Origin of the sequence: Stenotrophomonas sp. UBA7606 (genome assembly GCF_002477705.1) — a bacterium.
Classification (GTDB): domain Bacteria; phylum Pseudomonadota; class Gammaproteobacteria; order Xanthomonadales; family Xanthomonadaceae; genus Stenotrophomonas.
Map to the genome: position 1 here is coordinate 1 of NZ_DLJW01000123.1, position 13,826 is coordinate 13,826.

Genomic DNA, 13,826 nt, shown 5'->3' on the forward strand with positions numbered 1-13,826 from the left:
GCGCATATTGCCCTGACGGGTAGCGGTCGCAATCGCTTCGGCATCGTTGCGGTCGTTCTTGGCCGTGCGGCTCTTGCGGAATGGGGCGACAAACTGGGCGGCTATCAGTCGCGGCTGCAGGCCATAGTCCTGGCAGCGGCGCGCCCAGTGATGGGCGCCACTGCAGGCCTCCATCGCCACCACCGTACCCTCCGGAACGCGGGGTAGCCACTGGATGAATGCCTCCCGGCGAAGCTCCCGCCGTTCTTGAATCCGTCCTGCCGCGTCAGCCGCACATACCGAGAACACCTGTTTTGCCAAGTCCACACCAATGGTTATAGTGCGCATTGGAAACTCCTCGTCCAGACATACCGATGGTGAGAGCCATCATGGTCCTTCAAGACCGAGCGGTTATCCGCAGGGATGGGGAGTTTCCTTTTTACTCATTCAAGCCGACTACGGTAGTTCCTTCGCTTTAGTGGACACCCTGACCTAACGATCAGGAGTATCCCAATGCCCCGCCCTGGCCCCAGAAGCACCTACCGCTATACCGATCATTTCAAGGCAACCGCCGTACGCTTGAGCGAGCTCCCGGGCGTTTCGGTGGCCGATGTTGCCCAATCCCTTTACATCCATCCTTTCATGTTGTCTCGTTGGCGAAAGCTTGCCCGCGAAGGAATCATCGTGACCAAGGGTGTCGAATTGGACCAAGCCATCAGTGCCGAGCTCAAGGAGTTGCGCGAGGTGAAGCGCAGGTACGAACGCCTGCAGCTTGAGAATGACATTTTAAAAAAAGCCATCGCATTCACTTCAAAACAAAAAGCGATGTCTTCGCCTTCATCGCCCATCACCAAGAAGCCTGTCCGGTGAAAGCAATGTGTCAGTTGTTCGACGTCAGCACGGCCTGCTTCTATGCCTGGCCGCGTCGGCCACCAAACGCACGCTTGCTTGAGGACGGCCTTCTTATCGAGCGCATCCGCAACGTGCATGCACAAAGCCGATACACCTATGGCAGCCCACGTGTACACGCTGCACTGAAGCGAACTGGTGAGATCATCGGGCGTCGCCGCGTTGAGCGATTGATGCGTCTGGAAGGCATATCTGCGCGTTCGGCAAGCGTGTACAAGCAACGCCCCGGGCTCAAGCGATTCCTGGCCAGCATAGGAAGCCATGCCCATCTGATGGACAACACAAAACCAGACCGAGTGTGGGTCGGCGATGTCACCTATTTGAAGGTCGCCGGCCAATGGCGCTACTTGGCCACAGTGATGGACCGCTGCTCCAGACGCTTGCTCGGCTGGTCGCTTGGAAAGGATCGTACCTTGGCACTGACCAAGCGCGCACTGGCTTCTGCCCTGCGCACCCGCCGACCCAAGCCAGGAGCCATCTTTCACAGTGATCGCGGCATCGAGTTCCTGGACAGCGAGTTCAGACGGCAACTGCAGCACGCTGACCTGCTGCAGTCCGCCAATCGACCTCGGCGCATGACCGACAATGCACATATGGAATCCTGGAATAAGTCCATGAAGGCCGACTTCTATCACCAACGCACATTTGAAACCGACCGGTCCCTACTGGCAGCCATCCGCAGCCATGTGGGTTTCTACAATAACCAGCGCCTACACTCCGCACTGGGGTATAAAACACCCGTGGAATTCGAGCGCACCTGCCATTGACCAACAGGTGTCCACTTTTTCGAAGGAAGCCCCACCAGATTCGCGGCGCGGCCTAAATCAGGCATCAACCTTCACACGAGACTTCCGCGTGACCCCAGAGATAAAAAAGCATTTCCGAGATCGTGCCGTTCGTGCGGTCCGAGGCCTCGAAAAGGAAAGGTCTTCTTTTGGTTACATCAACGACGGCAGCGGCAAGCGATACCGTGCTGGCGTTTTCTTTCTACTCGCAGGCGATCTGAAGCGCGCCAATGAAACATTCGACTGGTTCTACGAAGAATTTCCGGATGATATCGGCGAGCCTGTGTTCCACCTGTACAGCTCACTAGCAGCACATAGACAAGGCGATCCTGTCAAAGCGCGCATGCGCCTCCTGGATACGATGCTCAGCAACATATTCATGTTGCCGCATCTCGTTGGGCGACGTTTGAACGCACCCGACATCTGGTGTCAGTCCAACCGGCATCAAGAGAGCTATCTTTTAGAGGTGGAGGAGTTTCTGCAGGAGCCAACCTGCGAAGAACGCCTTTGGATAGCCTCAGAGTTGAAAAGCAGTACATTTGTCACACTGAAAGATGGTTATCTTGCGACCTTCGCAGAGCTCAAAGACGAGCGTGATATTGCCAAGCGCATGTCCATACTTGGCAAGTGGCAAAGCCTTCAGGCCGAGCACCTTGGCAATGGAAGCTGACAATTCGTTCACGCCGACGCTGCTTCGCGATGCCTTGATTCCACAATCAGGTGACCACATGAAAATCCTGCATGTTCTGGCAATCCTTCTATTCCTGGCCGCACTCTGCTTCTACGTTGCCTCCTCCAGCACGGGGGCATGGCTACTGGGTGGCATTGGCATTGTGCTGGAGATCGTTGCGTGGGTTATCGCACTGACTTCCAGAAAACCGACTACACCCGGTAGCAGCGTGAATTGATCGCATCACCGCTATCTTCGAAGGCTGGGCAACCCATGTACCCAGTGCAGAGTTCGCCACCGAGTAGTTCTTCCAGGCCTGTCCGTGGATTCTCCCCGGGACAGTAGGCACCGCAAACCTGTGATCTGCGCTTCCCCGGATATCCCCATGCCTCATCGCCATGCCAGGTCCCGCGCAGAGAACGTACGGCTTACACCGCGCATCGTCCGCAAGACGGTGCTTTCACTGTTCCGCCGACGCAATGACTACGGCAACGAAGATTTGGCAGAGCTCCTTGCCCAGCTTGAGCCACTTGGCGTGACCACCGCAAAGCAGCTCCGGTTGATCATGAAGCGGCACCGGCGATCACTGCGCCAGGACGAGAAACGGCGAATGTCCAACGCCGAAACACGCTGGCTTGCCGGTGAAATGCAAGGCCTCGGGCTTGATACCCACGCCAACAAATCGTGGTTCGGCATCACGGGTCTGGTAAGACAGGCGATGGAACTTGAGTTCGCGGACAAGGCTGCAGCCCAATGGACAATTACCGAGATTGCCGACTAGGCGCAGTGCCCACCAAAGCATGGTGAGCTTCGCCAGCGGCCCATCAAGGAGCTGCCCCACGCCGCGCCCAGCGGTTTGATCCTGCTCCCGGCAATGGCTCAGTTTCCCTTCCCGTGGAAGGTCTACCGTAGCACCTGGCTGCCAGCGTCGAGGTGCTCATTGCAGGCGGAAGGTAACCGGGATATCCAGCGTCACTTCATCCACGTCCGACGTGGCCATACCCGGCGCCACACTCCAGCCCAGCGCGGCCTCACGGGCGGCCGCATCAAGCAAGCGGTTGCCGCTGCTTTCGGTAATGCGAACACGCTTCACCTGCCCGTCGCCGGACAGCGTTATTGCCAACAGCACGCGGCCTTCCAGCCCTTCACGGGCAGATGCAGGCGGGTAGCGGGCGGGTTTGGTGCGGGCCTTGTCGCGCAACAGCGTCGCGAGGAAATCGCGCGAACTTGCACCAGGAAGCAACGTTGCCTGCTCTACCCGACCGTCGGCTGCTGCCGGCGATACCGTGAAAAGCACCTCCACCCGGCGTCGTTCACCGGCCTTCGGTGCCCGGTCACTGATCGTCCAACGGGCAGCCTCTTCACGCGCCCGGGTATCGAGTGCAGCATCGCCCGTGCTTTCCTCGACCAGCACCGAGCTCAACGTGCCGTCGGCAAGAACGTCGATGACCAGCTGCAGACGCGCGTTCGTGCGCACACCCGAGACAGGCAGCGCTATCGGCTGCACCATGGCCTCAAAGCCCGCCGCAGGCAGATCGACGAAGACCTCGCCATTGGCACGGCGGGGAGAGGTTGCAGCTGGCGGCGCAAGGGGTGACTGCTGCCTGTACCGGACAACGTTCAGGCCCTTGCCGGTTGTCGCTGATTGCGCTGCCGGCAGCACCTGCTCGGACGTTCTCCTTGCGCCGTTGGCATCATCTCCAGCAGCACCCCGCCGGGGAAGCTGCAACACCTCGGCCCGCGCCTGCAGTATTTCCAGGCGCTTGCGCGAGGACTCTGGCAGCCAGATCGCCTGCAACGAAAGATCCCTGGCCAGAAAGCGCCCTTGCAGGTCCAGTGGTTCGGAACGAGGACTTCCCTCCTTTTCGCCCTGCTTGAGCCGTGCCGACACCAACAGTGCACCCAACGCCAGCTCTTCATCGACATCGACCACCACCGCTGCATAGCTATCCCACAAGGCGGGATAGCTTGGCTTGTAGCTGAGCAGGGCCTCCTGCAGCGTCAGTATCCCGCGCACCTGGTCGTCGATGGAGAGTGCCGGCTCGTCTGCATCCACGGAATCGGCCATACGTGCACGCAGCGCGTGGTTCAGGCCGATCAGCTCCAGCAGCAAGCGTTGCACGCCCCCGGTGTCCACATCCGGCACCGCGTCCCACATTGTGGTGAGCAGCGCGATGCGTTCTTCGCTGCTTGCCTTCCTTTCCGCTGCGGTCTGCGCATCCATCGTGGAGCGCCCGAACTGTTGCCGGGCTGCTTCGTGCCGGTCGCGATCGGTCCAACTGGCAGCGCGCTGGCGGGACTGCGCCCAATCCTGCAGCTGCTTCAGCTTTTCATCCACCACGGCCACATTGCCGCGCGCCGCCGCGCGGGCGATGTCGCGCAACAAGGCTGCCGCTTCCCGTTCATAGCCGCTGCGCGATGTCCACATGGGGCGCCCGCGTTCACGCGCAAGGTCGGCTTCGCGCATCAGGTCCTGGGACACCCGGCTGGGCGGGACGTACCGCACCGAGGAGGTTCCGGTGGCCAACAGCAGCAGGAAAAAGCCAAATGCCAGCAGCGCCGCCATGATGGCGTATTCCCAGGCACGGTCACGCCAGCCCACGCGCAGCAGCGATGCCACCGAAACAGTGCCACCAATCACCACACCGGCGCGGAATGCCAGCCGTCCATCAGTGAGCACGCCGTTGGAAAGAAGCTGCCCGGTCCAGGCGATGCCGCCGTATGCCAACGCGCCGATCATGCCCCACAGGGGCATGAGCACCAACAGCAGAATCACCGCAACAACCAGCCCGACGACAACTCTCATGGCCGTTTGCTCGTGACCAGCACCGGTACGAACAGGACAAACAGCAGGGCCGCCAGCAGCAGCAGACCGCCCTGCACGCCAAGCGCCATCGCCTCACGCCAGCCCGGGTCTGCCGCAGCGTGGTAGGCCCGGTACGCCGGCATGCCCCAGCCCATGACCCAGCCCAGCAGCAATGGCCCAACGGCAGCAAACAACACACGCGCGCCAGGCCCAAGGGGAGCGGCAGCGGCCGGTTGCGCAGCTGGCGGTGCCGCGGCACCGCGGGCCACATTGCGCAGGGGCGCCGGTGTCACGGCGCCGTGCGCGGCGGCAGCGCGCGGACGCTTTTTACCGGCGTTGGCGCGACGCGGCGCATGCGAGCGGGTGGCGCGCTCCGCTTTGCTCAGCAGGCTCTTGCGTGCGCATGCCGCACACGGCAAGCCGGCGAAATGCTGGTGCGTACCGTCCTTGCCGCATTTGACGAGTTGGCCTGCGCTGCGGCGTGCGTAGCCCTGCAGAAGAGCGCCCCATTCCGACGCTGTCGGGCGCTGCAGTGGGCGCTGCGAAAAGGCGCGGTCGAACATCTCCCGCAGTGGCGCGGGAAACCCCTGATGGCCACTGACCGGCGACGGCAGGATGCGCGAGTTGCCGGAAACCCCGTAGGCATAAAGATGCGAGGCGATGCGTCCGGGCAGATCACTGGGCAGATTCGCGCCCTGCGGACGGCCACTGTAGGGATGCAAACCGGCATTGAGCAGTTGGAACACCATCACTGCCAACGCGAAGCGGTCCTGCGCCTCCTCTTCCCCCGGCTTCACGCCATGCTGCTGGAACTCCGGTGCGAGGTAATCGGTGGTCACCTGCCCGGCCGGAAAGCGCTCGCCTTCTCCCTGGATGCTGAAACCATCGCAATCCAGCATCGCGATGAACAGGGATTTGCGGTAGAAGCGCACGTTGAGCGGTTTCAGGTCCACCACATAATGCTGGCGCCGATGCAATGCGGCCAGCATCACCGCCAGGTTGGCGGCCAGCGTGGCTTTCGCGCCGAGCGTGGTGGGCAAGCCCTCGGCCCGGGCTTGCCGTTCCTGCAGCACATGTTCGAGGTCGCTGGTGGCGGCAATGTCCAGTACCGGCATGCTGAAGCCGATGAAGCGCCCGCCGCGCTCCTGCAACAAACCGGTGGGCCATGCGATCTGCACATGCCGCACGCCCTTTTCCTGCACGTCGGGCAGATCCGGGCTCAACTCCAGCATGGCGCGCAGCTTGCGCTCATATACCCGCGTATCAACGCCGGGGTGATAGAGCTTGGCAACCTCCAGCGGGCGCTCCCTGATCAGGAAAACACTGCCGGCACCGCCACTTTTAATCAGCCGGCCAAGCGTCAGTGAAGCACGCCGCCCGTCCTGGATCACCGTGCCTTCGCGCGCGGCCATCGGCCTACACCGGCAAGGCCAACAGCAACGTCTTGTCGTCGCCGGTGATGTGGTCGGTGCGCGGATCGGCCAATGTCGCGTGCAGGGCCTGGCTGCCGGTATTGGCGTCGACACCGCGCAGGTAGCGCACTACCGGCTCGAAGAAGGGCTGGAACATATCCGCACCATCACGCGTCATCGCGAACGGCTGCACGCCATCGGACATCAGCGCGATGGCATCAACCGGTCCTTCGAAACGCATCAGACGCAGTTGCTGCTGCCAGTTGTCGCCGGTCACGAACCAGGTCTCATTGGCATACTCGCCATTGGCGGGCAACGACACCGCGCTTGCCTGCTGCCCCCCGAACCTGCAGGCCGCGACACCGTCGCCGACATGGAAGAACCAACCACCCGTCGCATCGGCCGCGACGCCGACCAGGGTGCAGGCGTGCTCGGAAAAGCCCACGCCGTTGGCGACCGAAGCCATGGCCAGCTCACCGCGCACGTCATTCACCGCCTGCTCGATCAACGGCCGCAGGACGTCCACCGCCAGCTCCAATGGCCGCGGCCCGGCCTGCAACACGCGCACCAGCGCTTGCACGACGCCGTCGGCAACCTGCCGTGCGCCGACGTCGCTGTGCATCGCCGAACCGGCACCATCGCAGACAGCGGCCACCAACAGGTCGCCGGCACTGGCCGAAGCAAACGCATCCTGACAGGGTTGTCCCCGGTCCAGGTGCGCGCGCCCCGTGGCGGAGGCCGCCACCACGCGCCACGCCATGCTCAAACCGGCGCCAACGACCAGGTGTCGGTCGATGGCAGCTGTACCTGGCCGCCCGGCGTCGAGTTGGACACCACCCGCATGCTGGCGCTCAGCCACAGGAACAGCTCCTGGAACTGCAGCCCCTGCAGGCGCTTCACCCCACGCTCGCCGTTGCGGCTGAACTGCCCCAGCACAGCAACATCCGCATCGCCAACACCGATGGGGAACACCGCCACGCGGTTCTTTTCCTCATCCTCACGGCAGCGTTGGGCGCTTGCTTCCCACCCATCGGTGGGGTTGCCATCGGACATCAGGAACAGCCAGGGCCGCGTATAGGCAACGCCTGCTGCACGGAAACGGGCCTTTTCATCCTCGATCTCCTGCAGCGCCAGTTCCACCGCAGCACCGGTGGGCGTGGTGCCGTTGGCCGCCAGCACGGGGGCAGTGAAATCCATTGCGTCACACCAGTCGCCAACCACCTGGGCGTCGTCCATGCCACCGTATTCGATCACCAGCACGCGCACGCGCTTGGCTGCGATCACGTCGGACTTGAGCTGCTGTTCCAATAGCTTCAGCCCGGCATTGAGCTGGTCGATCGGCGCCCCGCCCATGCTGCCGGAACAGTCCAGCACCAAGACCAGGGGGGTGCGCTGCTCGCTGTTATCAACCAGCGACACATCGGGAATAGCTGCAACTGACATCAGGTGTGCCTCCATGCTCAGGGGACGTCATGGCCGGATTATAGCCATAACCCAGTCCCGGGCTTTTGACGCCCACCGCCGCGCCAATGACCGATACTCGCCGGCGCGTCGCGGCGATCCAGGCCCCCCGCTTGGCGATCTCAGGCAATTCCCATCAACCAGGGGCTGTGACTCCAGTGAGATCTATCGTTCGCGTACTGCTGGCACCGTCGATGCTGGCACTTGGCGCTTGCAGCACTCCCGCTGCCCGCCCGTCATCACCTGCCGATGCGGCAGCCGCGCAGGAAAACTGTGCGCTTGCGAGGGAAAGGCAGAACCCGATGGCCATTGCCTATTGGTGCCACGGATCAAACCCGCCATGACAGCCAGCGATGTCGGCGCCCGGGCACTGGCTTCAATACGGGGGCCATGCCGACATCCGCCTGCATCTGCGCGATGATCCAGGCCGGTCTTGCCGCGCGCGCCGGGGCATTGCCGGTGCGGAAACGACAAGGGCGCCATCGGCGCCCTTGTCGTTTTCAAGCAATGCGCGGACTCAATGCGTGCCGGCCGTCGCCTTGGCCTTGCTCCCCAGCTCACCGGCCAGGTTGCGCTTGTAGGTATCAAAATCGATGCCCTGCTCGGCCGCCTCGGCATGCGCGGCGTCCTTCAGTGCATCCGAGTACGCCAGCCGCACCGGCGTATTGTTGTTCTCGTGCCACTCGGCGGCCTGCATGATCAGGGCCAGCACGCGGGCGGCACTGGTGGTCTCACCGGCGATCTTGCCGTCCATGCCCAGTACCCATTCGCCGTCGCGACGGACGATGCCAGCCAGCAAGGTGCGCTGCTGGTCGCGCAGCTCTGCATGCGGCTCGACCTTGGCCTTGGCGGCGGGGTTGGCCTCGGCACGGTTGCGCTCGCGCTCGGCCAGCTTCTTCTTCGCCTCGCGGCGGCCCTTGGATTGGATCGACATCAGTTGTTCACTCTTTGAACGGCCGCCGATGATGGCGGCGCGGCTATTGTCCCCGATACGGGGTGAAATCGTGTCAGGACGGGTCCTGCTCGCGGCGCGCACGCTGGCTGATGCGCTCCCATTTCCACATCACCCCGCTGCCGACCGCAAACAGGGCCGCGCCGATTGCCAGGGTGAGACCGCTGCGGCTGAGCAGTGGCGACAGCACGCCGGCAATGATGGCATTGGTCACCAGGGTGCTGAACGCCTGCATCGACGAGGCCGTACCGCGTTGGCGCGGGTACATGTCGAGAATGGCCAGGGTCAGGATCGGGAAGATCAGCGCCACCCCGAACGAGGTCAGGGTCAGCGGCAACACCGCCCACGGCACCGTCATCTGCGCGGCAAAGGCGTTGTAGGCCACGTTGTACACCGCAGCCACTGCCATGAAGCCATACCCGATGCGCACCGCCCGCGCCCCGTCCACACGCCCGGCGGCGCGACCGGAGGCATAGGCGCCCAGTGCCATGCCACCAATGGTGGGGATGAACAGCCAGGCAAACTGACGCTCGTTCATGTGCAGCAGGTCGAGGATGAAGGCCGGTGCCGAGGCGATGTACAGGAACAGCCCGCCAAAGCCCAGCGAGCCGGCCAGCGCCAGGCGCAGGAAGCGCGGGTTCACGCCGATGCTGATGTAGTCCTGCAGCAAGCGCTTGGGGTGCAGGCTCAGGCGCGCATGTGGCGGGTGGGTTTCCGGCAACCAGATGCAGGTGACCAGCAGCAACAGCGCCGAGAACGCCACCAGGAACCAGAAGATGCCCTGCCAGTGCGTCCAGCCCAGCAACCAGCCACCGATGATCGGAGCAATGGCCGGGGCGATGGAGAAGATCATCGACACCTGGCTCATCAGCCGCTGCGCCTCGTCGCCGTCGTACAGGTCACGGATCACCGCGCGGCCGATGATGTAGCCCACGCCGGCCGACAGCCCCTGCAGGAAGCGGAACAGCAACAGCGTGCCCATGTCGCGCGACAACGCACAGCCAATGGAGGCGGCGATGAACACCACCAGCCCGCCAATGATCACCCGCTTGCGCCCCAGCGCATCGGACAGCGCGCCATGCACCAGGCTCATCAATGCATAGGCCAGCAGATAGACGCTGATGACCTGCTGCATGGCCAGTTTGTCGGCGCCCAGATCACCGCCCATCTGAGGGAAGGCCGGGAATACGGCATCGATGGCGAACGGACCGAACATCGACAGGCCAGCGACCAACAGGGCGATCCGGCGCAGCGAAACCTGCTTGCTTGCTTCCATGGTTCTCATAACCAGCAACGGCACCGGCGCGGGGCCGATGCGGGGGTGGGGACAGAATGAACAGGACCGGGCGCGAGGGCGCCACACGGCCATGATGCGGCAATTTGTCCGGACATTCACCCGGTTCAGGTAGGTATTCCGGCATGCCCGGCCAGACGCGTGCAACGCGCGGGAAGGAAACCGGGACGCAGATGGTAATCCAAGCCGCCGCGCGGGTCTGCCCCGGACCTTTACCGGGCTGTACCGGGCTATAATCGGCCCGCTGTACGTACACGGTGGGAGAAGCGGTTGACCCCGCTGCCGAAGGCGCAAACGCCCGTAATCGCTCAGGCCCGATACCACCTGCATCAAAACTCTGGAGAGACCGGTTCAATCCGGCGCCGAAGGTGCACGAAGCGCACGATCCTCGTCGCGTCGCTTCCAAACTCTCAGGCAAAAGGACAGAGGGGCGCGAGGTAAGCCAGCGGCTTGCCGGCTGTGGAACCGCGCCTGCGCGGTCCACGGGCGGGCTGCGGCCGACCTGGCTCACCGCCCCTGCCCTGCATGCCTTCTCCGGACGTCAGCCATGACCCAGAACACCCCTTCGCTGCGCGAACTCGAACACCACTCCGCGTTCGTCGACCGCCACATCGGTCCCAACGACGCTGAAATCGCGCAGATGCTGCGCACCGTTGGCCATGATTCGCTGGAATCGCTCACCGACGCCATCGTGCCGGGTTCGATCAAGTCGCCAGCGCCGCTGGCGCTGCCCGAGTCGCTGCCCGAAGTGGACGCGCTGGCCAAGATCCGCGCCATCGCCGACAAGAACAAGGTGCTGCGCAGCTTCATCGGCCAGGGCTATTACGGCACCCACACGCCGAACGTGATCCTGCGCAACATCCTCGAGAACCCGGCGTGGTACACGGCGTACACGCCGTACCAGGCAGAAATCTCGCAGGGCCGCATGGAAGCGCTGATCAACTTCCAGACCATGGTCGCCGACCTCACCGGCATGGAAATCGCCAACGCCTCGCTGTTGGACGAAGCCACCGCCGCCGCCGAAGCGATGACCCTGGCCAAGCGTTCGGCCAAGTCCAAGTCCAAGGTGTTCTTCGTGCAGGACAGCGTGCACCCGCAGACGCTGGAACTGCTGCGCACCCGCGCCGAGCCGATGGGCATCGAACTGCTGATCGGCACGCCGGCCGAAGCACTGACCGCCGACACCTTCGGCGTGCTGCTGCAGTACCCGGACAGCCTGGGCAACATTGGCGACTACAAGGCGCTGGTCGAGGCCGTGCACGCCCGCCAGGGTCTGGTCGCCGTCGCCACCGACCTGCTGGCCCTGACCCTGATCGCCGCCCCAGGCGAATGGGGCGCGGATATCGCCGTCGGCAACAGCCAGCGCTTCGGTGTGCCGTTCGGCTTCGGTGGCCCGCATGCCGCCTTCATGGCCTGCCGTGATGCCTACAAGCGCTCGATGCCGGGCCGCCTGATCGGTGTCTCGGTCGATGCCGAAGGCAAGGCCGCTTACCGCCTGACCCTGCAGACCCGCGAGCAGCATATCCGCCGCGAGAAGGCCACTTCCAACATCTGTACCGCACAGGTGCTGCTGGCGGTGATGGCCTCGATGTACGCCGTCTACCACGGCCCGGAAGGCCTGCAGCGCATTGCCCGCCGCACCCACCGCCTGGCTGCCATCCTCGCCGCCGCACTGCGTGGCAAGGGCGTGGCGGTCGGCAACGACTTCTTCGACACCCTGCATATCACCGGCGTTGATTCGGCTGCGCTGAAAGCCAAGTCCGAAGCCGCCGGCATCAACCTGCGCATCATCGATGCCGGTTCGGTCGGCATCAGCCTGGATGAAACCGCCACCCGCGCCGACGTCATCGCACTGGGTCAGCTGTTCGACGCCAGCGTCGACGTGGATGCACTGGATGCCAGCACCGCCGACGCGCTGCCGAAGGCCCTGCTGCGCAGCAGTGACTTCCTCGACCACCCGGTGTTCAACACGCACCACAGCGAGCACGAAATGCTGCGCTACCTGCGTTCGCTGGCCGACAAGGACCTGGCGATGGATCGCACCATGATCCCGCTGGGCAGCTGCACCATGAAGCTCAACGCCACCGCCGAGATGATCCCGGTGACCTGGCCGGAATTCGCCAACATCCACCCACTGGCACCGGCCGACCAGGCGCAGGGCTACAAGGAACTGATCGACGGCCTGGAAGCGATGCTGGTCGAGTGCACCGGCTATGACGCAGTAAGCCTGCAGCCGAACTCCGGCGCGCAGGGCGAGTACGCCGGCCTGCTGGCGATCCGTGCCTACCACCGCTCGCGCAACGAAGGCCATCGCGACATCTGCCTGATCCCGGACTCGGCGCACGGCACCAACCCGGCCTCGGCCCAGATGTGCGGCATGACCGTGGTGGTGACCAAGACCGATGCCAACGGCAACGTCGATGTTGAAGACATCCGCCGCAACGCCGAGAAGTACAGCGACCGCCTGGCCGCGATCATGATGACCTACCCGTCCACGCACGGCGTGTTCGAGGAAGAAGTGGTCGAGATCTGCGAGATCATCCACAAGCACGGCGGCCAGGTGTACACCGACGGTGCCAACATGAACGCCCTGGTCGGCGTGGCCAAGCCGGGCAAGTGGGGCTCGGACGTGTCGCACCTGAACCTGCACAAGACCTTCTGCATCCCGCACGGCGGCGGTGGCCCGGGCGTTGGCCCGTGCGCGGTGAAGTCGCACCTGGCCCCGTTCCTGCCGGGCAAGCTGGGCGACAACGGCCCGGTCGGCATGGTCAGCGCCGCCAGCTTCGGCAGCGCCTCGATCCTGCCGATCAGCTGGATGTACATCACCCTGATGGGCACCGCCGGCCTGCGCAAGGCAACCCAGGTTGCACTGCTCAACGCCAACTACATCGCCAAGCGCCTGGCCCCGCACTACGCCACGCTGTACACCGGCCGCAACGGTCTGGTGGCGCATGAGTGCATCCTCGACGTGCGTCCGCTGGAGAAGACCTCCGGCATCGGCGCCGAGGACGTGGCCAAGCGCCTGATCGACTTCGGCTTCCACGCCCCGACCCTGAGCTTCCCGGTTGCCGGCACGCTGATGGTCGAGCCGACCGAGAGCGAATCGCAGCATGAGCTGGACCGTTTCATCGACGCGATGATCCAGATCCGCGAGGAAATCCAGGCCATCGAAGACGGCAAGCTGGACCGCGAGGACAACCCGCTCAAGCACGCCCCGCACACGGCCGGTGCAGTGTCGGCCAGCGAGTGGACCCATGCGTATCCGCGTGAGCTTGCTGCCTTCCCGCTGCCGTCGCTGAAGCTGCAGAAGTACTGGCCGCCGGTGGCACGCGTGGACAATGTCTACGGCGACAAGAACATCATGTGCGCCTGCATCCCGGTGGATGCGTACAAGGAAGATGTCGAGGCGTGATCGTGGCTTGAATGCCTGATGCGTAAATGAAAACAGCCGGCGAAAGCCGGCTGTTTTTCTGTGTCGATTAGGGAGCTGGAGCGCCGGGTTTTCCTGGAGCGGTGCGAACAGCAAGTGTGGAAGGCTTCTGCTTTGGCCTCTGCTTT

Annotated in this window: 13 protein-coding genes and 1 riboswitch; of the genes, 6 read left to right on the forward strand and 7 right to left on the reverse strand. The window is 63.7% G+C overall.

Annotated features, from left to right (window positions below):
• The coding region (locus B2527_RS15970) for an IS110 family transposase (RefSeq protein WP_293715838.1) at positions 1-327 on the reverse strand (327 nt) is incomplete at its 3' end.
• Between the two features lie 165 nt (positions 328-492).
• On the opposite strand from B2527_RS15970, the gene B2527_RS15975 reads away from it, so the two are divergent.
• The 5 genes from B2527_RS15975 (at position 493) to B2527_RS15995 (ending at position 3,124) form a co-directional block, all read left to right on the forward strand.
• Positions 493-849: a transposase gene (locus B2527_RS15975; protein WP_293715842.1), complete on the forward strand. Its 357-nt coding sequence runs from the start codon at positions 493-495 to the stop codon at positions 847-849.
• On the forward strand, positions 819-1,655 hold the full coding sequence (locus B2527_RS15980; protein ID WP_293715874.1) for an IS3 family transposase: 837 nt from the start codon (positions 819-821) through the stop codon (positions 1,653-1,655). Before B2527_RS15975 ends, B2527_RS15980 begins: the two co-directional genes overlap by 31 nt.
• 88 nt (positions 1,656-1,743) lie before the next feature.
• Positions 1,744-2,343: a tetratricopeptide repeat protein gene (locus B2527_RS15985; protein WP_293715845.1), complete on the forward strand. Its 600-nt coding sequence runs from the start codon at positions 1,744-1,746 to the stop codon at positions 2,341-2,343.
• Positions 2,333-2,581 carry a hypothetical protein gene (locus tag B2527_RS15990; RefSeq protein ID WP_293715848.1) on the forward strand — a complete coding sequence of 83 codons (249 nt, stop codon included), beginning with the start codon at positions 2,333-2,335 and terminating at the stop codon, positions 2,579-2,581. Before B2527_RS15985 ends, B2527_RS15990 begins: the two co-directional genes overlap by 11 nt.
• A 147-nt stretch (positions 2,582-2,728) precedes the next feature.
• Entirely contained in the window at positions 2,729-3,124 is a 396-nt protein-coding gene (locus B2527_RS15995) for a hypothetical protein (RefSeq protein WP_293715851.1), read from the forward strand.
• Positions 3,125-3,280: 156 nt separating this feature from the next.
• On the opposite strand, the gene B2527_RS16000 is transcribed toward B2527_RS15995, so the two are convergent.
• The 6 genes from B2527_RS16000 to B2527_RS16025 all read right to left on the reverse strand — a co-directional run bounded on the left by B2527_RS16000 (position 3,281) and on the right by B2527_RS16025 (position 10,250).
• The gene (locus B2527_RS16000) at positions 3,281-5,149 is read right to left on the reverse strand and encodes an energy transducer TonB (protein WP_293715854.1); all 1,869 of its coding nucleotides are present in this window, start codon (positions 5,147-5,149) and stop codon (positions 3,281-3,283) included.
• Positions 5,146-6,561, reverse strand: a complete 1,416-nt coding sequence (locus B2527_RS16005; protein ID WP_293715856.1) for a hypothetical protein — start codon at positions 6,559-6,561, stop codon at positions 5,146-5,148. Before B2527_RS16005 ends, B2527_RS16000 begins: the two co-directional genes overlap by 4 nt.
• Before the next feature lie 4 nt (positions 6,562-6,565).
• A complete protein-coding gene (locus B2527_RS16010) occupies positions 6,566-7,321 on the reverse strand; it encodes a PP2C family serine/threonine-protein phosphatase (protein WP_293715859.1) in 756 nt (251 codons plus the stop codon).
• Between the two features lie 2 nt (positions 7,322-7,323).
• Entirely contained in the window at positions 7,324-8,004 is a 681-nt protein-coding gene (locus tag B2527_RS16015; RefSeq protein WP_293715862.1) for a vWA domain-containing protein, read from the reverse strand.
• Between the two features lie 535 nt (positions 8,005-8,539).
• Complete coding sequence (locus B2527_RS16020; RefSeq protein WP_293715865.1) at positions 8,540-8,956, reverse strand: hypothetical protein; 417 nt, start codon at positions 8,954-8,956, stop codon at positions 8,540-8,542.
• Between the two features lie 73 nt (positions 8,957-9,029).
• Entirely contained in the window at positions 9,030-10,250 is a 1,221-nt protein-coding gene (locus B2527_RS16025) for a multidrug effflux MFS transporter (protein WP_293715868.1), read from the reverse strand.
• A 345-nt stretch (positions 10,251-10,595) separates the two neighbouring features.
• Positions 10,596-10,704, forward strand: a riboswitch (glycine riboswitch).
• Between the two features lie 111 nt (positions 10,705-10,815).
• On the opposite strand from B2527_RS16025, the gene gcvP reads away from it, so the two are divergent.
• Positions 10,816-13,680 carry an aminomethyl-transferring glycine dehydrogenase gene (gene gcvP / locus B2527_RS16030; protein WP_293715871.1) on the forward strand — a complete coding sequence of 955 codons (2,865 nt, stop codon included), beginning with the start codon at positions 10,816-10,818 and terminating at the stop codon, positions 13,678-13,680.
• Positions 13,681-13,826 lie beyond the last annotated feature (146 nt).

Bases quoted from the DNA above. Each gene is read 5' to 3' on its own strand.
- B2527_RS16010 (WP_293715859.1), bottom strand. From the start codon at position 7,321: ATGGCGTGGCGCGTGGTGGCGGCCTCCGCCACGGGGCGCGCGCACCTG.
- B2527_RS16015 (WP_293715862.1), bottom strand. From the start codon at position 8,004: ATGTCAGTTGCAGCTATTCCCGATGTGTCGCTGGTTGATAACAGCGAG.
- B2527_RS15975 (WP_293715842.1), top strand. From the start codon at position 493: ATGCCCCGCCCTGGCCCCAGAAGCACCTACCGCTATACCGATCATTTC.
- B2527_RS16020 (WP_293715865.1), bottom strand. From the start codon at position 8,956: ATGTCGATCCAATCCAAGGGCCGCCGCGAGGCGAAGAAGAAGCTGGCC.
- B2527_RS16025 (WP_293715868.1), bottom strand. From the start codon at position 10,250: ATGGAAGCAAGCAAGCAGGTTTCGCTGCGCCGGATCGCCCTGTTGGTC.
- B2527_RS15990 (WP_293715848.1), top strand. From the start codon at position 2,333: ATGGAAGCTGACAATTCGTTCACGCCGACGCTGCTTCGCGATGCCTTG.
- gcvP (WP_293715871.1), top strand. From the start codon at position 10,816: ATGACCCAGAACACCCCTTCGCTGCGCGAACTCGAACACCACTCCGCG.
- B2527_RS16005 (WP_293715856.1), bottom strand. From the start codon at position 6,561: ATGGCCGCGCGCGAAGGCACGGTGATCCAGGACGGGCGGCGTGCTTCA.
- B2527_RS16000 (WP_293715854.1), bottom strand. From the start codon at position 5,149: ATGAGAGTTGTCGTCGGGCTGGTTGTTGCGGTGATTCTGCTGTTGGTG.
- B2527_RS15995 (WP_293715851.1), top strand. From the start codon at position 2,729: ATGCCTCATCGCCATGCCAGGTCCCGCGCAGAGAACGTACGGCTTACA.